Source organism: Bradyrhizobium sp. CSA207, assembly GCF_029051685.1.
Lineage (GTDB): Bacteria > Pseudomonadota > Alphaproteobacteria > Rhizobiales > Xanthobacteraceae > Bradyrhizobium.
Genome location: NZ_JAACFT010000007.1, coordinates 165652 through 182187 on the forward strand (window position 1 = coordinate 165652; position 16536 = coordinate 182187).

General features: G+C 64.3%; 17 protein-coding genes. 6 read left to right on the forward strand and 11 right to left on the reverse strand.

What is annotated here, in order from left to right:
* Nucleotides 1-115: 115 nt before the first annotated feature.
* The 6 genes from GWG65_RS10120 to GWG65_RS10145 all read right to left on the reverse strand — a co-directional run bounded on the left by GWG65_RS10120 (nucleotide 116) and on the right by GWG65_RS10145 (nucleotide 6804).
* Complete coding sequence (locus GWG65_RS10120) at nucleotides 116-856, reverse strand: SDR family NAD(P)-dependent oxidoreductase (RefSeq protein WP_275195376.1); 741 nt, start codon at nucleotides 854-856, stop codon at nucleotides 116-118.
* Nucleotides 857-1019: 163 nt separating this feature from the next.
* Nucleotides 1020-2543: an amidophosphoribosyltransferase gene (gene purF / locus GWG65_RS10125; RefSeq protein WP_275195377.1), complete on the reverse strand. Its 1524-nt coding sequence runs from the start codon at nucleotides 2541-2543 to the stop codon at nucleotides 1020-1022.
* A 29-nt stretch (nucleotides 2544-2572) separates the two neighbouring features.
* Complete coding sequence (locus tag GWG65_RS10130; RefSeq protein ID WP_148743071.1) at nucleotides 2573-3202, reverse strand: CvpA family protein; 630 nt, start codon at nucleotides 3200-3202, stop codon at nucleotides 2573-2575.
* 167 nt (nucleotides 3203-3369) lie between these two features.
* Nucleotides 3370-4815: a DNA repair protein RadA gene (radA, locus tag GWG65_RS10135; RefSeq protein ID WP_275195378.1), complete on the reverse strand. Its 1446-nt coding sequence runs from the start codon at nucleotides 4813-4815 to the stop codon at nucleotides 3370-3372.
* Nucleotides 4816-5152: 337 nt separating this feature from the next.
* A complete protein-coding gene (locus GWG65_RS10140) occupies nucleotides 5153-6013 on the reverse strand; it encodes an SIR2 family protein (protein ID WP_275195379.1) in 861 nt (286 codons plus the stop codon).
* 65 nt (nucleotides 6014-6078) lie between these two features.
* Entirely contained in the window at nucleotides 6079-6804 is a 726-nt protein-coding gene (locus GWG65_RS10145; protein WP_275195380.1) for a sulfite exporter TauE/SafE family protein, read from the reverse strand.
* A 265-nt stretch (nucleotides 6805-7069) separates the two neighbouring features.
* Here GWG65_RS10145 and GWG65_RS10150 point away from each other — a divergent pair, with 265 nt between their 5' ends.
* Nucleotides 7070-7438: a GFA family protein gene (locus GWG65_RS10150; RefSeq protein WP_247383909.1), complete on the forward strand. Its 369-nt coding sequence runs from the start codon at nucleotides 7070-7072 to the stop codon at nucleotides 7436-7438.
* Nucleotides 7439-7444: 6 nt separating this feature from the next.
* On the opposite strand, the gene GWG65_RS10155 is transcribed toward GWG65_RS10150, so the two are convergent.
* The gene (locus GWG65_RS10155; RefSeq protein ID WP_275195382.1) at nucleotides 7445-8215 is read right to left on the reverse strand and encodes an exodeoxyribonuclease III; all 771 of its coding nucleotides are present in this window, start codon (nucleotides 8213-8215) and stop codon (nucleotides 7445-7447) included.
* Between the two features lie 41 nt (nucleotides 8216-8256).
* Between GWG65_RS10155 and GWG65_RS10160 the strand changes: the two genes are divergently transcribed.
* Nucleotides 8257-8475: a hypothetical protein gene (locus tag GWG65_RS10160; protein WP_275195384.1), complete on the forward strand. Its 219-nt coding sequence runs from the start codon at nucleotides 8257-8259 to the stop codon at nucleotides 8473-8475.
* Nucleotides 8476-8486: 11 nt separating this feature from the next.
* Here the strand turns inward: GWG65_RS10160 and alr are convergent, their stop codons facing one another.
* Together alr and GWG65_RS10170 are read right to left on the reverse strand one after the other, a co-directional pair.
* Nucleotides 8487-9761 carry an alanine racemase gene (gene alr, locus GWG65_RS10165; protein WP_275195530.1) on the reverse strand — a complete coding sequence of 425 codons (1275 nt, stop codon included), beginning with the start codon at nucleotides 9759-9761 and terminating at the stop codon, nucleotides 8487-8489.
* Between the two features lie 63 nt (nucleotides 9762-9824).
* Nucleotides 9825-11327, reverse strand: a complete 1503-nt coding sequence (locus tag GWG65_RS10170; protein ID WP_275195385.1) for a replicative DNA helicase — start codon at nucleotides 11325-11327, stop codon at nucleotides 9825-9827.
* Nucleotides 11328-11907: 580 nt separating this feature from the next.
* Here GWG65_RS10170 and GWG65_RS10175 point away from each other — a divergent pair.
* Entirely contained in the window at nucleotides 11908-12090 is a 183-nt protein-coding gene (locus GWG65_RS10175; RefSeq protein ID WP_275195386.1) for a transcriptional regulator, read from the forward strand.
* A 12-nt stretch (nucleotides 12091-12102) separates the two neighbouring features.
* On the opposite strand, the gene GWG65_RS10180 is transcribed toward GWG65_RS10175, so the two are convergent.
* The gene (locus GWG65_RS10180) at nucleotides 12103-13353 is read right to left on the reverse strand and encodes a cyclopropane-fatty-acyl-phospholipid synthase family protein (protein WP_275195387.1); all 1251 of its coding nucleotides are present in this window, start codon (nucleotides 13351-13353) and stop codon (nucleotides 12103-12105) included.
* A 279-nt stretch (nucleotides 13354-13632) separates the two neighbouring features.
* On the opposite strand from GWG65_RS10180, the gene GWG65_RS10185 reads away from it, so the two are divergent.
* From GWG65_RS10185 to GWG65_RS10195, 3 genes are all read left to right on the forward strand, one after another.
* Nucleotides 13633-14634: a hypothetical protein gene (locus tag GWG65_RS10185; protein ID WP_275195389.1), complete on the forward strand. Its 1002-nt coding sequence runs from the start codon at nucleotides 13633-13635 to the stop codon at nucleotides 14632-14634.
* A 103-nt stretch (nucleotides 14635-14737) separates the two neighbouring features.
* Entirely contained in the window at nucleotides 14738-15331 is a 594-nt protein-coding gene (locus GWG65_RS10190; protein ID WP_275195390.1) for a TetR/AcrR family transcriptional regulator, read from the forward strand.
* 11 nt (nucleotides 15332-15342) lie between these two features.
* Complete coding sequence (locus tag GWG65_RS10195; RefSeq protein ID WP_275195391.1) at nucleotides 15343-15810, forward strand: PaaI family thioesterase; 468 nt, start codon at nucleotides 15343-15345, stop codon at nucleotides 15808-15810.
* A 117-nt stretch (nucleotides 15811-15927) separates the two neighbouring features.
* On the opposite strand, the gene rplI is transcribed toward GWG65_RS10195, so the two are convergent.
* On the reverse strand, nucleotides 15928-16533 hold the full coding sequence (gene rplI / locus GWG65_RS10200; protein WP_275195392.1) for a 50S ribosomal protein L9: 606 nt from the start codon (nucleotides 16531-16533) through the stop codon (nucleotides 15928-15930).
* Nucleotides 16534-16536: the final 3 nt, after the last annotated feature.

Below are 16536 nucleotides of genomic sequence, written 5' to 3' on the forward strand. Positions count from 1 at the left end.
GCCTTAAGCCGGATGGCGCTGCGTCGTCGCGGCCACCCGCGATTAACCTTTAGGCAAGGCGCGGCGCCGTCTATTTGAGCGCGTCGAATTCAAGATCGGGTGGCGCCCAGTTCAATCAGGCCGGCGAGCGGAAGCTCATCAGCTTGCGGGTCTTGTAGTCGTAGAACTTGCCGGTCTCGGTCCAGTCGGGCGCGCACATCGGCACGATGAATTCGGCGACCTGCTCGGGCGTGTCCAGTGTTGCCGGATCCTCGCCCGGCATCAAGGTTGCGCGCATGCGGGTGCGGATCGGCCCCGGATTGAACAGGTTGATGCGCAGTTTTGTGTTCGCGGTCTCCTGCGCCCAGGCGCGCGCCAGCGTTTCCAGCGCGGCCTTGGAAGCGGCGTAGGGGCTGACATAGGCCGTCGCCTTGCTGGCGGCGCCCGAGGTGATGAACACGGCGCGGCCGGCATCCGATTGCTTGAGCAACGGCTCCATGCAGCGGATGAGCTGGAAGTTCGCGGAGACGTTCACGGCCATCACGTCGTTGAAGGTCTTCAGCTCGATATGGCCGATCGGCGAGGAGGGGCCGAGCACGCCGGCATTGCCCACCAGGATATCCAGCTTGCCGTAGCGTTCATGCAGTCCTGCGCCGAGCCGCGCGATGCCATCGGAATCGGTGAGGTTGAGCGGCACCAGCGTGGCGCTGCCGCCGTCTTTGCGGATCTCGTCATCGAGCTCCTCGAGCCCGCCCTGCGTGCGCGCGACCGCCACGATATGCGCGCCGGCCTTAGCGAGTGCCCTGGCGGTGGCAAAGCCGATGCCGCGCGAGGCGCCGGTGACGAGAGCGATGCGATTGGCGAGGGAGATTGTCATCGAGAGCTTGTATCCAGCGTCGTCCTGGCGAACGCCAGGACCCATACGCCGTGACGTTTATGGTTTGTGAAGATGGTTGTCACACCTTCTTCGAACCATTGAGGCCTGTGATAGTGGGTCCTGGCTCCAGTGCGCAATTGCGCACCAGGCCAGGACGACAGGGTCAGCTCGCCTCCGCCAGCAGCGACAATTGCCGCGGCTGCGGCTCGGTCTGGGTCTGGTCGGTGAGGTGGGTCGGATAGGCGCCGGTAAAGCAGTGATCCGAGAATTTCGGATTGGCCGGGTCGCGGCCGGGTTCGCCCATGGCGCGGTACATGCCGTCGATCGAGAGGAAGGCGAGCGAGTCGGCGCCGATGATCTCGCGCATCTCATCCAGCGAATGCGTCGCCGCCAGGAGGCCGCCGCGGTCGGGCAGGTCGATGCCGTAATAATCGGGATAGAGGATCGGCGGCGAGGCGAGGCGGAAATGCACTTCCTTGGCGCCGGCATCGCGCATCATGCGCACGATCTTCCTTGAGGTGGTGCCGCGCACCAGCGAATCGTCGATCAGGATGATGCGCTTGCCTTCGATCGCGGCGCGGTTGGCCGAATGCTTCATGCGCACGCCGGATTCGCGGATCGCCTGCGTCGGCTGGATGAAGGTGCGGCCGACATAGTGATTGCGGATGATGCCGAGCTCGAACGGCACGCCGGAATGCTGGCTGTAGCCGACCGCGGCAGGCACGCCGGAATCGGGTACCGGCACGACGACGTCGACCGGCACATGGCTCTCGCGCGCGAGCTGCGCGCCAAAGGCCTTGCGCACCTCGTAGACCGAGCGGCCGTGGACGATGGAATCCGGACGGGAGAAGTAGATGTATTCGAAGATGCAGGGGCGCGGCGCGATCGGCGGGAACGGCTTGTGGATGTCCATGCCGTTCTCGTCGAACACGATGACTTCGCCGGCCTCGATGTCGCGGACGAAGCGCGCGCCGATGATGTCGAGCGCGCAGGTCTCCGACGTCAGGATCGGACAGCCGTCGAGATCGCCGAGCACCAGCGGGCGGATGCCGCGCGGGTCGCGGGCACCGATCAGCTTCTTGTTGGTCAGCGACACCAGCGCATAGGCGCCTTCGATCTCGCGCAGCGCGTCGACATAGCGCTCGATGAAGCGGCTGCGCCTGGAGCGTGCGACCAGGTGCAGGATCACCTCGGTGTCGGTGGTCGACTGCATCATCGCGCCGTTCTTCACGAGCTCGCGCCGCAGCGTCAGGCCGTTGGTGAGATTGCCGTTATGGGCCACCGCGAGGCCGCCGGCATTGAGCTCGGCGAACAGCGGCTGGACGTTGCGCAGGATGGTGGCGCCGGTGGTGGAATAGCGGACATGGCCGACTGCGACAGTGCCGGGCAGGCGGTCGATCACCTCGCGGCGGGAAAAGGTATCGCCGACGAGGCCGAGGCGGCGTTCGGAATGAAAGCGGTTGCCGTCGTAGGAGACGATGCCGGCGGCTTCCTGGCCGCGGTGCTGAAGGGCGTGGAGGCCGAGCGCCGTGATGGCGGCGGCGTCCGGGTGTCCGTAGATGCCGAATACGCCGCACTCCTCGCGCAGCGTATCCCCTTCCAGATCGTCCTGAAGCTCCAGCGCGGCCGGGCTCAAGCCGGCCTTTGGATCGAGATCACGCTGGGCGTCCTGATCAGGGTTTCGCATCTCGTCCGCGCCTCTCTGTTGGGGCTAAATCAACGCGCCGCAGGTTTCTCGATCAGCTTTTTCAGGCTGTCACGAGCCGGTTTGCTGTATCCGTCGCCACTGCCCGAAGGCTGCTGCTCGGAATCAGTTTGCTCTTCATCTGGTTTGTTTTTCTTGAATCTCTTCAAGATGGTGTTCTCGGGGTCATCCGGCAAGAGGGCCATCAGCCAATCCCCGGTTCCCTGGAGCACCACGCGGGATTTCGCCCCCGCGACCCAGTCCGGGCGCTGCTTGTCCGGCACCAGCCAGGTGAAGAACAGGAAGGCGACCACGACGATCAAGAGCCCGCGGGCCAGCCCGAACAGGAAGCCGAGGGTGCGGTCCAGCGCGCCGATCCGCGAGTCCAGGATCATGTCGGAGATCCGGACCGTGATCACGGAGACCACGACCAGGGTACCGACGAACACACCGGCGACCACCACCACGCTCGCGACCGTGTCGTTGTTGAAGTAGGTTTTTGCGGTCGGCAGCAGCTTCGAGAACGAGTACAGCGTCACGACCGCCGCCGCGCCCCAAGCCGCGATCGACAGGATTTCACGCATAAAGCCCCGGACCATCGCGAGCAGGCCCGAGATCAGCATCACACCGAGCAGGATCAGGTCGAGGAGGGTAATCGGCATCGGCTGGTCTGGTCCGCTCGTACTCTCAAAGGTGCTCGGCGAATCGGTGTTTGGCCGCCGCCCTAACAGAAGGGCAGACGGCGCTCCCGGCAAGGCCGTAACCACGCAATCCCGTGCTGCTTTTGTGACGGCTGTATAGCGGTGGGGGCGGGGGACGTCACCTCCACCTAACCCTCTCCACGGCGGAATCTTGGCGGTGTGGCATTTTTCTCCGCGGGCGCGCTCGATTCGCCCCGGCGAGAGCCGCGAGCGGCTATTTCCGCCACCAGGGTCGTCAGGCTGTTGATGGCGTTGAGCGAGAGCCCGGCGTCGCCGCCGACTTCGCCCCGGGCCGATTCGGGCAGCACGGCGTGCTGGAAGCCGAGTTTGGCCGCTTCCTTCAGACGGGCCGGGGTCTGCGCCACCGGGCGGACCACGCCGGAGAGCGATATCTCGCCGAAATAGACCGCATCGGTCGGTAACTGCGCATTAACCAGAGACGACACCAGCGCGGCTGCGGCGGCGAGATCGGCGGCCGGCTCGTGGATGCGCAGGCCGCCTGCCACGTTCAGATAGACGTCGTGGCCGGACAGCTTGACCCCGCAATGGGCCTCCAGCACCGCGAGCACCATCGAGAGCCGGCTTGGATCCCAGCCGACCACGGCCCGGCGCGGGGTGCCGAGCGAGGTCGGCGCCACCAGCGCCTGCAATTCAACCAGGAGCGGCCTTGTGCCCTCGATCCCCGCGAACACCGCGGTACCCGGCGTGCCGAGGTCGCGCTCCGACAGGAACAGCTCCGACGGGTTGGTGACTTCGCGCAGGCCAAGGCCCGTCATCTCGAACACGCCGATCTCGTCGGTCGGGCCGAAACGGTTCTTCACGGCGCGCAGGATGCGGAATTGCTGCGAGCCTTCGCCCTCGAAAGACAGCACCGCATCGACCATGTGCTCGACCACGCGGGGGCCGGCGATCTGGCCGTCCTTGGTGACGTGGCCGACCAGGATGATGGCCGCGCCGGTCTTCTTGGCGAACCGGATCAGGGCCTGCGCCGAGGCGCGCACCTGCGTCACCGTGCCGGGGGCCGATTCCACCGTGTCGGTCCACATCGTCTGGATCGAGTCGATCACGATCAGCCGGGGGACGGCGCCTTCCGACAGCGTCGAGACGATGTCTTCCACCGACGTCTCGGCGGCCAGTTGCACTGGCGCATCCGACAGCCCGAGCCGCTCGGCGCGCAGGCGTACCTGGGCGATGGCCTCTTCGCCCGAGATGTAGACAATGCGATGTCCGGCGCGCGCCATCAGGCTCGTCGCCTGCGTCAGCAGCGTCGATTTGCCGATGCCGGGATCGCCGCCGACGAGCAACACCGAGCCGCGGACAAAGCCGCCACCGGTGACGCGGTCGAGCTCGGTCATGCCCGAGGACAGGCGAGGCGCGTCCTGGGTTTTTCCGGACAGGCTCTCCAGCGCAAACGTCCGTCCCTTGCGCTTGGAGCGGATCGACACCGGCACGCTGCCGGTCGTGTCCTCCTCGGCGAGCGTATTCCACTCGCCGCAGGACTCGCACTTGCCCTGCCAGCGGTTATAGGCCGCGCCGCAGTTCTGGCAGACGAAGGAAAGCGTGTTCTTGGCCATGGGAAAGGGATTCGAGGAGCTCGGATTTGCTGATAGCACGGAATGGAAGGTCGTGAGGGGATCACCAGCGCCTCACTTATTGCAATTCATCGCGACATCCGCGTTGGGGCCCCGGCGCCAGGAACGCCGCTTCCAATCCGGCGCCCAATATCGGAATTGGAGGCACTCATGCGACATTCAATTGTTGCAGCTGCCGTTGTGCGACCTGTCAGAAGTCGCGATGGCACAAAGATGGCAGGCGGGCTTCCTCGATATGCAGCATACCGCAAGACTGGCTCCCGACAAGGACGGGATCTGCAGCGTGCGCCGGCGATAGCGGTGTTCCAGCGTACTTGCTCTATGTCTTCACATCGAGACGCCTGCGAATGTCCCGCAGAAACCGGGTGAGCCCCTCATCGGCCGTCGTGCCGTCAGGCGCGCCGACGGTGGTGATGCCCCAGTTCGCCAACACCGCCTCCTGCACCGGGTTGGGCTGAGACACGAATGCGAATGATCTTGGTCGGTCCTGGCGGTGCCCCGATTCCTCCCATGTCTGCCAAATGCGGTGCAGCAGGAGGCGGATGTTCGGATCCGACATGCTGTAGCCGATGAACAGGAGCGTGCTTGCCAGGGCGTCGGCGCGAAACCGGACATCAAGCGGAGAATTGAACGCGAGCCGATTGAGGAAATCGGTCTCGGTCAGGACAAGCGAGGTATCATCGTCGAAGTCGCCATGAAATTTGATGATATGCGTAACGCCGGCGGTCGCGCTCGCAATCTCCTTTGCGTTGCTAATCTTGGCATAGGGCTTTCCCAGGACATCGAACGCGGTCTCGAGATTGCGGTCGTAGTTCGTCGTATAAACCGTTGGAAAATCGAGCTCGACGATCAGCTTATGGAGCTTCGAGGCTGCGATCTTCCCCGGATCGACCCGCCAGTTGCGGTCCAACCAGCTCCGAAGTGGACCAATGCCGCCGCGCTTCAGCCGGTAATACTCCGCCAGTGTCTGATAGCCGCCATGCATCCCCTCGATGACGTCGCGTTCGAGACCAAGATCATCCAGCAGATGGTCGATAAGGGATTGCCAGGATGGCAGGCCAACGGCCATCGAGACTCCTGCGCCGACGAACAAAATGGCGCGGCGCTGCCGTATCGCGGCGGCCAGAATGTCCTGAGGCGGCCCCTGCTGATCTGCAAGCCCTGTCGGCTGTTCGTCCATTAATCTTGAATGATCGGATGATAAGAGAGTTCCTAACGGCCATTCGCCGCCCGAGCCAAGCGCCATTACGTCTGCGTCGCGGTCCAGAGCATCGAGAGGCCGGCTGCGATCATGATCGCATCCATCACCATGCGGAACATCTCGGGTTTCAGGTGCATGACGAAGCGCTTGGCGACGAAAGCGCCGGCCATGAGCGACGAACCTGCGATCAGGCCCTTGATGAAGACATCCTGCGTCAGCGCGCCGAAACGTTCGAAGGTCACGGACTTCGCGAAATAGAGGCCGAGCGAGGCGGCAGCCTCGGTTGCGAGGAATGCGCCCTTGCTCAGGCCATAGAAAAGGAACAGCGGCACGCTGAGCGGGCCAGTCGAGACCACGATGCCGGTGAGATAGCCGATGATTGCGCCGCCGATGGCGAGATGCCAGAGATTGGCCTTGAGGTGGTGGCGCGCCAGCCAGTGCCGCACCGGCACCATCGCGATCAGGAAGATGCCGATGGCGAGATCGACCGCATGGGAGGGCAGCGCCAGCAGCGTGCGCGCGCCGAGCACGGCGGCCGGAATCCCCGTCACCGAATAGGCCGCGCAGGCCCGCCAGTCGACCTCGCGCCACCAGGCAAGAATGCGCGAAAAGTTCGCCATGACGGAAGCCACGGCCATGATCGGCACGGCTTCCTTCGGCCCATAGGCATAGACCAGCACCGGCATCAGCATGATCGACGAGCCCGTGCCGACGATGCCCGAGATGGTGCCGGCGACGAGGCCGACGGTGAGAACGAACAGGAAGGCCAAGGGAGTAGGGGGCAAGTCTTCGATGATAGTATCGTGCCGGTGTTTTGCCCGCCAAGTCAAACCGCACTCGCGGACATGCGTAAGGTATTGATTCGACTACGGTCGTCTACTGTGCATGGGGTTGTTTTTCATATTTTGGATTGTCGGCTGGCCGGGGGCCGCAGCGCATTTTGAGCGCGCAGGGCGGCGGCGCGCACTGCTGACAGCATGTTGGCAGCAGCCACCGGCTACGACCACCTCCTGACAAAAGTGGAGGGTGCGAGTCATGCCAATTGAGGCAAGCTGTCATTGCGGTGAGACCGTGTTCGAGGTGACGGAGGCGCCGGCGAGCGTGACACGCTGCACCTGCTCGCTCTGCGCCAAGCGGGGCGCGCTGTGGGCCTATTACAAGCCGGCGCAGTTCCGCCTGCTGTCGCCGCCAGAGAACGTCGCGACTTATCTCTGGGGCAGCCGCACCGTCAAACATCATTTCTGTGCAAGCTGCGGCTGCGGCACCTATTCGGAGTCGCCGGACTGGTCGACCGGCAAGCCCGATTTCGACAATCCCAAAATCGGCGTCAACGCGCGCCTGTTCGACGATTTCGATCTGGATGCGGTGCCGGTGAATGTGATCGATGGCAAGAATTTGTGGTGAGCGCGGTCACCGCAGCACCACCCACGCCGGCGCGTGATCGCTGGCGCCGTCCTCGCCGCGGACCGTCTTGTCGACGCCGGCTTTGGCCAGGCGCGAGACGAGGGCAGGGCTGAGCAGGAGATGATCGAGCCGCAGGCCCGCATCGCGCGGCCAGCGGTTTCGCTTGTAGTCCCAGAAAGTGTAGATGCGCTGGTCCGGATTGAGCTCACGGATCGCGTCGCACCAGCCTTGCGCGACGAGCGAGGCGTAGGCCGCGCGGCTCTTTGGCTGGATCAGAGCATCATTGTCCCATGACCGGGTTGGATAGATGTCGATCGCGGTCGGCGCGACGTTGTAGTCGCCAGCGAGCACCACAGGCAGATCCTGCCTGACGAAGGTTTTGGCGTGGCGCTTGAGACGCGCGAACCAATCGAGCTTGTCGTCGAATTTCGGCCCCGGCTGCGGGTTGCCGTTGGGCAGATAGATGCTGGTGACGATGATGCCGCGCACCGCGGCCTCGATGTAGCGTGCTTCGTGATCGCCAGGCTTTCCCGGCAACCGGTCGCGCGTCAGCACGGGCTCGGCGTTACGGGCGAGGATGGCGACGCCGTTCCAGGTCTTTTGTCCACGCCAGACTGCGCCATAGCCGGCCTTCTCGATCGCCGCCGCCGGAAATTCGCCATCACTTGCCTTCAACTCCTGGAGCGCGACGACATCGGGCTTTGCTGCGCGCATCCATGCCAGCAGATTGGGCAGGCGGCGGTTGATGTTGTTGATGTTGAATGTCGCAATCTTCATGTAGAGCTGACCGCCTCGCACGTTCCGACACCGGAGAGACAATGTCCAAGTTGAACTTTGCCGCTATCGCATTTGCCGTCGCTTTCTCCGGGGCCGCTTTTGCACAATCGGCCGATCCGCGCGGCGCGTGCAAGGCGGACTACGACAAATTCTGTGCCGGCCTGGCACCGGGCGGCGGCATCCTCGCCTGCCTCAACGGCAAGCGCGACCAGCTCAGCGCGACCTGCAAGGCGGCGCTGGACAGCAGGAAAAAGAAGTAAGCGGTGAGCTTCTAGCTCGGCAGCGGCGGCGGGCTTGCCGGCTGCTCGGCCGGCGGGGAAGATGACTGCTCGGCCGCCTGCACGGCAACCGGCCGCTCCAGCGGCTCCACCACATTGCCACCCTTGTAGATGCGTGCGTAGCGGCGGCCGAGGCTGGTCAGCACCTCGTAGCCGATCGTGCCGAAGTGATGCGCGAGCTCGTCGACGGTGATGCCGTCGCCGAGCAGCGTCACCAAATGGCCGCGCCGTGCCGCGTTCGGCGGCAGATCGGTGATGTCGATCGCGATCAGGTCCATGGACACGCGGCCCGCAACGGGGCAGCGCCTGCCCGCGACGATCACCTCGGCGCCGCGGGTGCCGTCATTGGAGCTGGCGGCGCGGAAATAGCCGTCGGCATAACCGACCGCGATGATCGCGAGCTTGGTCGGCCGCCGCGCCGTCCATGTGCCGCCATAGCCGACGCCCTCGCCACGCTCGACATTGCGGGTCTGCACGATCCGCGCCTTCAGGTCCACGACCGGCTGCATCGGATTGTCAGCCTCCGGCGTCGGGTTGACGCCGTAGAGCGCAGCGCCGGGCCGTACCAGATCGAACTGGAACGGCGCACCGAGGAAGATGCCGGAGGAATTGGCGAGGGCCGCCGGTACGCCGGAGAATTCGCTGGCGATGCCGCGGAAAGCCGCAAGCTGCTTGGCGTTGACGGGGCTGTTGAGCTGCTCGGCCGAGACCAGATGGCTCATCACCAGCGTGATGCCGTGATCGCCAGCGTTGATGCGGGGGATGATCGCCTGCGCTTCCGCAAGCGTCAGGCCGAGCCGGTTCATGCCGGTGTCGATGTGGATCGCAGCTCCTCCGGACCATCCGGTGCGGCGGCAGAACACGTCCCACTCGGCGAGCTCGTTGAGATCGCCGATCACCGGGCGGCAGTTGATTTTTGCATAATGCTCGCCGGTGTTCTGGAAGTAGCCGCCGAGCACGTAGATCGCGGCTTCCGGCGCTGCTGCGCGTGCGGAGCGGGCCTCCTCGATCGTGGCGACGAAGAAGGTCTTGCAGCCGGCCTTGTTCAGCGCGCGTGCGACCTGCTCGGTGCCACAGCCATAGGCGTTGGCCTTGATCACCGCCGAGCATTCGGCAGGCACCGCCGTCTTCTCGAGCTTGCGCCAGTTGGCGATGATGGCGTCGAGATCGACGGTGAGCACGCCGCCATAGGCTGCGAGCGCGGCAGCCTGATTGGCCTCCGCGGAGAGAAGGCCGGTTTGTGGAATCATTTTCGGGTCGGACGCCATTGTCATGGCGCCGTTTTACGCAAGAGCCCGGCGTGGTTCAACCCAGGGAACCTGCCAAGGGACCTAGTACTCGCTGCGGTCCGGCAATTGGCTCCCCTCGGCGAGATCGCCGAAACGGGTGACCATAGAATCGAATTGTAATGGAACAGTGCCGGTTGGACCGTGACGCTGTTTGCCGATGATGACTTCGGCCTTACCTAGCGCACGATCCATCTCCATCTGCCACTTGTGATGCTCTTCGGTGCCAAGGTTCGGCTGCTTCATAGCCAGGTAGTACTCTTCGCGGTACACGAACAGCACGACGTCGGCGTCCTGCTCGATCGAGCCGGATTCACGCAGGTCCGAGAGCTGTGGCCGCTTGTCTTCGCGGGATTCGACCTGACGCGAGAGCTGCGACAGCGCGATGATGGGGACGCTGAGCTCCTTGGCCAGAGCTTTTAGGCTGGTCGTGATCTCCGTGATTTCCTGCACGCGATTTTCGCTCCGCTTGCCCGAGCCGGACAGCAGCTGGATGTAGTCGATCACGATGAGATCGAGGCCCTTCTGCCGCTTCAGCCGGCGCGCCCGCGCCATCAGCTGCGCGATCGACAGACCGCCGGTCTCATCGACGTAGAACGGCAGCGACTGCAGCTCGACCGAAACTTCGCGGATCTTCTCGAATTCGACATCCGAAATGCCGCCGCGGCGGATGTGGGAGGACGGAATGCCGCTCCTTTCGGCCAAAATACGGGTGGCAAGCTGATCAGCCGACATTTCGCAGGAGAAGAAACCAACGACGCCCCCGTTGGCGGCCTTCATGGTGCCGTCGGCCTGGAGTTCCGGAACATAGGCCTGGGCGACATTGTAGGCGATATTGGTCGCAAGCGAGGTCTTGCCCATGCCGGGACGGCCCGCCACGATGATGAGGTCGGAGTGCTGCAAGCCGCCCATCTTGGTGTCGAGGTCGCGCAACCCCGTCGAGATGCCGGACAGCTTGCCGTCACGCTGGAATGCTTTCGCCGCGAGATCGACCGCGACCGTCAGCGCCTGCGAGAACTTCTGGAAGCCGCCGTCATATCGGCCGGACTCGGCGAGCTCGTAGAGGCGGCGCTCGGCGTCCTCGATCTGCGCCCGCGGCGCGAAGTCGACCGGGGCGTCATAGGCGACATTGACCATGTCCTCGCCGATGCCGATCAGGTCGCGCCGTAGCGCCAGGTCGTAGATGGTGCGGCCGTAGTCCTGGGCGTTGATGATCGTGGTTGCTTCGGCGGCGAGGCGCGCCAGATACTGCCCGATGGTCATGCCGCCGACGTCGGTATCGGCAGGCAGAAAGGTTTTCAGCGTGACGGGCGTCGCGATCTTGCCCATCCGGATCAGGCTGCTGGCGGTCTCGAAGATTGTCTGGTGCAGCGGCTCGAAATAGTGCTTCGGCTCCAGGAAGTCGGAGACGCGATAGAAGGCGTCGTTGTTGACCAGGATCGCGCCCAAAAGGCTCTGTTCCGCCTCGATATTATGCGGCGCGCTCCGGTAGGCCGGAGTTCCGGCATCGGGCGCGAGTTTGAGGACGTTCGAATCAGTCAGGGCCATGGTCAGACGTGCTTAACAATTTTTTTGGGCGGAGGCGGGGCGGCGATAAAGCGCCGACTGCGGCGGAAGCGGAAGCGAAAGCTCACCGCTATCAACCGCTCAGTTAAAATGGTGGATGACTAGTGGTCGCAGCATGCGCGGCGCTTGACGGATTTTCGTGGAATTCGCCGGGGCTGCACTGGCCGCTGCCCAGCCACGGAAAAATCCGGATTAGGTGAACCTTATGTGTCGGCGCGCCGACCTACCAGAAGCGCGCGCAACTCGGGCGCGCTGGTGGCTTTTGGCGCGGGTTCAGACCAGCAGGAGGTAGACCAGCGCAATCAAGGCCGCGCCGACGCCGGTGGCGATCAGCGCGTAATCGGTGCGGAGGTCGTCCTGCACGTCGAATGAGGTTTGTCTCTCTTTGCTCATGGCGACGGTCTAGGCCAGGGCCGACCAGACTTATGTGAAACAGATCACATCTCTCCGGATTCTTTCGGGGGTTACGACCGGAACACGCAGGCGGGCAGAGGGTTGTTCCGCGGACACTCGCTGTCAGGGAGACGAGGGCAAGGCGATGCGGCCAGAACGGCAGCACCAGATGTGGCGCAGCGAGGCGGGCAGCCGGCTTTGGCTGTCGGGGCTGATCGCCGCCATGGAGCAGGCCGCGCGGCCCGAAATCCGGCGCGAGCCAGTCGAAACCGAAACCCTCGCGCGGCTGCGGGCGCATCTGGCTGCCCCGGCCGCCTTCCGGCTTTTCCCGGTCTCGCGCTGGCGTCATTAGGACCTATAGGACCTATTCACCCGCCAGCTTCAACCTGGGCTTGGCGTCGCCCTCGATGGCGCGCAGCCGGGCTTCTTCACGCGTAATGTAGTCGCGCGTCATCGGGATCACACCCTGCCGCCTGGTGAGCTGGATCTGGAAGTTCATCATGCCCTGCTTGCGGAATGTCATCTCGCTGGCCGCAAGATAGAACTCCCACATCAGTGCGAAACGCTCGTCGTAGAGCTGCACAGCCTCCTCGCGCCGCGCCATGAACCGGTCCCGCCAAGCCTTCAGCGTCTCTGCATAGTGCAGTCGCAGGATCTCGATGTCGCAGATCAACAACCCCGCACGTTCGATCGCCGGGAGGACCTCCGACAGCGCGGGGATGTAGCCGCCAGGGAAGATGTATTTTGCGATCCAGGGATTGGTCGAGTCCGGGCCTTGCGAACGGCCGATCGAGTGCAGCAGCATGACGCCGTCCTCGGCCAGGAGCTCGGCGCAGCGCTTGAAGTATGCGTCGTAGAAACTGGCGCCGACATGCTCGAGCATGCCGACCGAGACGATGCGGTCGAACCGCCCATCGACGTCGCGATAATCCTGGAGCAGGAATTTGGCCGATCCGGCCAGCCCCTTTTCGGCGGCTCGCGCATTGGCGACCTGCAGCTGCTCGGTCGACAGCGTGACGCCCGTGACGTCGCCGCCCGTAATCTCGGCGAGATAGAGGCCGAGGCCGCCCCAGCCCGAGCCGATATCGAGCACGCGGTGGCCGGGTCTGACGAGGAGCTTTGCTGCGATGTGACGCTTCTTGGCGAGCTGCGCGTCGTCGAGCGAGGTCTCCGGCGCCTCGAAATAGGCGCAGCTATATTGCCTGTCGGCGTCGAGGAAGAGCGAATAGAGCCGGCCGTCGAGATCGTAGTGGTGCGCAACATTTCTGCGGGAGCGCGAGGGCGGATTGAATTGCTTCAGGTGCCGCGTCAGATAGCGAAGGTGCCACCAGGGTTTTGCCCACTGCGGCAATAGGTCGGGTTGATCGAGCAGGATCGCGAGTGCATCGGCTATGCTGCCGCGCTCGACGACGAACTCGCCGTCCATGTAGGCTTCGCCAAGCCCAAGCTCGGGATTGACGAGGATCTTGCGTTGCGCATCCGCGGTGGCGAAGCGGACTTCCACCGGCTCTCCGGTACCGTCGCCAACGGTAAACTTCCAACCGCTCGCGCAGGTCACCGTCATCGATCCGCGGCGGATAAATTGAGACAGGAATTTAAGCAACAAACGGTTCATGGACTCCTTCCTCTCGAGCGAACCCGAAAGACACGACTAATCCGGCCTCCACATATTTGACGCCAAGGCGCCCGGTCGGTTCCTATGCGTTTGCATCTAAATCTAGGCGCTGTGTGTTTTCCCGCCATTGCGTTGTGTTCAAAGCCGATATTCCAAAATGGACAATCACATCCTTGCGCGACGAGCCTGCTTCCATTCGCAGCTCAATCCGCTAAAAGGTGACCCGCCGCCGCACCCGATGGCGGCTGCACCCCTCGGATTTCAATGGAGATAATGGGAATGTCGAGCCGAGCGCTCAGCCTCGCAACGGTATTGCTTCTGATCGGCTTCGGCGCGGCCGATGCCGTTCTTGCGCAGGCGACGAACCTCGAGGCCGGCAAGGCTCCATCCCAGCTCTTCGGGCAGACCTGCAATGCCTGCCACAAGAGTCCGAGGGGGCTGTTGAAGACGGTAGCGCCGGGCTCGCTGCCCGGTTTCCTGCGTCAGCACTACACGACCAGCTCCGACATGGCCGGGGTGCTCGCCGCCTACCTCGTCTCCAACGGCGCCACCGACACGCGCTATCAGTCCAAGGACGGCAAGGACAAAAAGGACGGCGCCAAGGAGAGGGAAGCTGCAACCAATCCGGCACAGTCTCCTGAACATCAGGGCCGTCGCTCGCGGTCCCAGGAGGCTGCCAAACCGGAGGGTGAGGGTGCAGCTCCGGCGCCCGAGGGTCGCCAGAAGCGCGTGGCGCGGCCGAACGAGGAGGCCGCAAAGGATGGCGCCAAACCCGAAGGCCAGGCCACCAACGAACAATCGCCCGAAGGCCGCAAGGCCAAGCGGCTGAGCAAGCGCGGCAAGTCGGAGACCGAAGAAGCGCCGAAGACCGGTACCGCTGCGCCGTCGTCGGGCGAGCCCAAGCCTGAAACCGCGAAGGTCGATTCCGGTCGTGACGAGTCCAAGCCGGACAGCGGCAAGGCGACTGAGAAGGCGACCGAGAAACCGGCCGAGGTGAAGCCGGAAAGCGCCAGGGTCGAACCGAGCGGCAGCGAGGCTCCGGCGCTGCGGTCGGACCCGGTGCCGGCCGTGACGCCGGCTCCGCCAGCGGCTGCCGCGAAACCGGCCGAGCCGGCTGCGCCCAAACCCGCGGACGCGGCTGCTTCCAAGCCAGCCGAGCCTGCCACCAACAGCAGCGCTGAACCGGCGGCCAAGCCGCCGGAGCCGCCACCGTCTGCAACTGCTGCAGCCCCGGCGCCGCCCGAGTCCTCCGGCCCCCCGACTCCCCCGATTTCGCGCTAGGCCCAATCTTCTGATCGGTTACGGAGACCTCATCATTGCGGCCTCCGCATCGTCTTGACCGATATTAGAGTGTTGCTCTAGAGTAATGCTCTAGGAGGTGCTGATGTCGGCTGGCGTGCGTGACGGACTATTGGCGGCAGGGCTTGCGGTGTTCGATCGCGTCGGCTTCGAAGGCGCGACGGTCGCGGCGATCCGGGCTCGGGCGCGCGCCTCCAACGGCAGCTTCTTTCATGCCTTCGGGTCGAAGAAGGAGCTGGCGGGTGCGCTGCTCCTGGAGGTGCTGCAGCACTATCATGCCGCGATGCTGGCTGCGCTCGATCCCGCGCCCGATGCGGGGCAAGGGATCGATCGCCTGATCCGTGCCCATCTCGATTGGGTCGTCACCAGCCGGCGCGAGGCGCGCTATCTATTCGAAATCTCGCGCAGCGAATGGAGCGAGGACGTCCGCGACGCCCAGCGCGCGCAGAATGCGCGCCTTGCCGAAGGCATCGAGCGCTGGCGCCGGCCGCTGGTTGAGCGCGGCGACCTGCTGTCCATGGCGCCGGTGATGTTTATCAGCCAACTCATAGGCCCGGCGCAGATCTTCTGCCGCGCGTTCCTCTCAGGACGCGATCGCGCCGATCCACGCAGCGAGGCCGACACGTTGATCGCTTGCGCCATCCGTGCGCTGCGGCCGCCCGAACGCATCAAGAAATAGGGAGTTGCGTTATGAGCAACGAAGCCGACCCCGAATTCGCAGCCGTCGCCGAGCGCATCCACGCCAATGTCGGTCGGCAGGGTTTTATGAACCTGGTCGGTGCCGAGCTGTCCGAACTGTCGCGCGGTGCCTGCACGATTGCCGTGGAGCGCCGGCCGGAGCTGCTGCAGCAGCACGGTTTCTTCCATGGCGGCGTCACCGCGTTCCTGGTCGACAATGCCACGACGATCGCGGCGGCGACCTCGCGCGGCCAGCCGGCGCTGACGGCGGAGTACAAGCTGAATCTTTTGTCGCCGGCGATCGGGGAAAAGCTGATCTGCCGGGCGAGGGTGATCAAGCCGGGCCGTCAGGTCTCTGTGGTCGCGGCCGACGTGTTCTGCGTCAGCGACGGTATCGAGAAGCATACCGCAACGGCGCTCGCCTCGATCGCGATGCTGAACGAGGACGTTGCCGCCAAAACGAAAAGCCCGGCCGCTTGAAACGGCCGGGCTGATCCATCTCTGTCGTCGTTGCCGGGCTTGACCCGGCAATCCATCTTCTTGAGCAGGACTCTTTTGATGGATGCGCGGGTCAAGCCCGCGCATGACGAGGCGTATTTACTTCTCGGTCTCTTCCGCAGCCGACGCCGGCTCGACGTCCTCCTGCTGGGCTTCCGGATCGAAGAATTCGCCGGCGGCGGCGATCGCCTCGGCGGCAGCATCGCGATCTTCGTTGCGGGTCGAGATGTCCTCGCCGCGGTTGATGCGCTCGGCCTCGTCCTGGCTGCGCGCAACCGTTACGGTGACCTCAACCTCGACTTCGGGGTGAACGGCGACGATGATGGCGTGCTTGCCGATGGATTTGATCGGCGCGTCGAGCTGCACCTGCGGGCGCTCCAGCGCAACGCCGTCGGCTTCGAAGGCCGTGACCACGTCGCGCACCGTGACCGAGCCGAACAGCTGGCCGGCTTCCGAGGCCTGACGGATCACGATGATGTTCTTGCCCTGGATCTTCTCTGCGACCTTGGACGCTTCGCCCTTGCTCTGGAGGTTGCGGGCCTCGAGCTCGGCTTTCATGCCGTCGTACTTGGCGCGGTTATCGGCGGTGGCGCGCAGCGCCTTGCCACGCTTGAGCAGGAAATTGCGGGCGTAGCCGTCGCGAACCTTCACGACTTCGCCCATGTGGCCGAGCTTGTTGACGCGTTCCAGCAAAATGACTTCCATATT

Excerpts from the sequence above, each read along its gene's own strand:
- GWG65_RS10180 (WP_275195387.1), bottom strand. The coding sequence starts at position 13,353 with ATGAACCGTTTGTTGCTTAAATTCCTGTCTCAATTTATCCGCCGCGGA.
- GWG65_RS10185 (WP_275195389.1), top strand. The coding sequence starts at position 13,633 with ATGTCGAGCCGAGCGCTCAGCCTCGCAACGGTATTGCTTCTGATCGGC.
- GWG65_RS10155 (WP_275195382.1), bottom strand. The coding sequence starts at position 8,215 with ATGAAGATTGCGACATTCAACATCAACAACATCAACCGCCGCCTGCCC.
- GWG65_RS10120 (WP_275195376.1), bottom strand. The coding sequence starts at position 856 with ATGACAATCTCCCTCGCCAATCGCATCGCTCTCGTCACCGGCGCCTCG.
- GWG65_RS10140 (WP_275195379.1), bottom strand. The coding sequence starts at position 6,013 with ATGGACGAACAGCCGACAGGGCTTGCAGATCAGCAGGGGCCGCCTCAG.
- rplI (WP_275195392.1), bottom strand. The coding sequence starts at position 16,533 with ATGGAAGTCATTTTGCTGGAACGCGTCAACAAGCTCGGCCACATGGGC.
- GWG65_RS10160 (WP_275195384.1), top strand. The coding sequence starts at position 8,257 with ATGTCCAAGTTGAACTTTGCCGCTATCGCATTTGCCGTCGCTTTCTCC.
- GWG65_RS10195 (WP_275195391.1), top strand. The coding sequence starts at position 15,343 with ATGAGCAACGAAGCCGACCCCGAATTCGCAGCCGTCGCCGAGCGCATC.
- GWG65_RS10175 (WP_275195386.1), top strand. The coding sequence starts at position 11,908 with ATGTGGCGCAGCGAGGCGGGCAGCCGGCTTTGGCTGTCGGGGCTGATC.
- GWG65_RS10170 (WP_275195385.1), bottom strand. The coding sequence starts at position 11,327 with ATGGCCCTGACTGATTCGAACGTCCTCAAACTCGCGCCCGATGCCGGA.
- radA (WP_275195378.1), bottom strand. The coding sequence starts at position 4,815 with ATGGCCAAGAACACGCTTTCCTTCGTCTGCCAGAACTGCGGCGCGGCC.
- alr (WP_275195530.1), bottom strand. The coding sequence starts at position 9,761 with ATGGCGTCCGACCCGAAAATGATTCCACAAACCGGCCTTCTCTCCGCG.
- GWG65_RS10150 (WP_247383909.1), top strand. The coding sequence starts at position 7,070 with ATGCCAATTGAGGCAAGCTGTCATTGCGGTGAGACCGTGTTCGAGGTG.
- purF (WP_275195377.1), bottom strand. The coding sequence starts at position 2,543 with ATGCGAAACCCTGATCAGGACGCCCAGCGTGATCTCGATCCAAAGGCC.
- GWG65_RS10130 (WP_148743071.1), bottom strand. The coding sequence starts at position 3,202 with ATGCCGATTACCCTCCTCGACCTGATCCTGCTCGGTGTGATGCTGATC.
- GWG65_RS10190 (WP_275195390.1), top strand. The coding sequence starts at position 14,738 with ATGTCGGCTGGCGTGCGTGACGGACTATTGGCGGCAGGGCTTGCGGTG.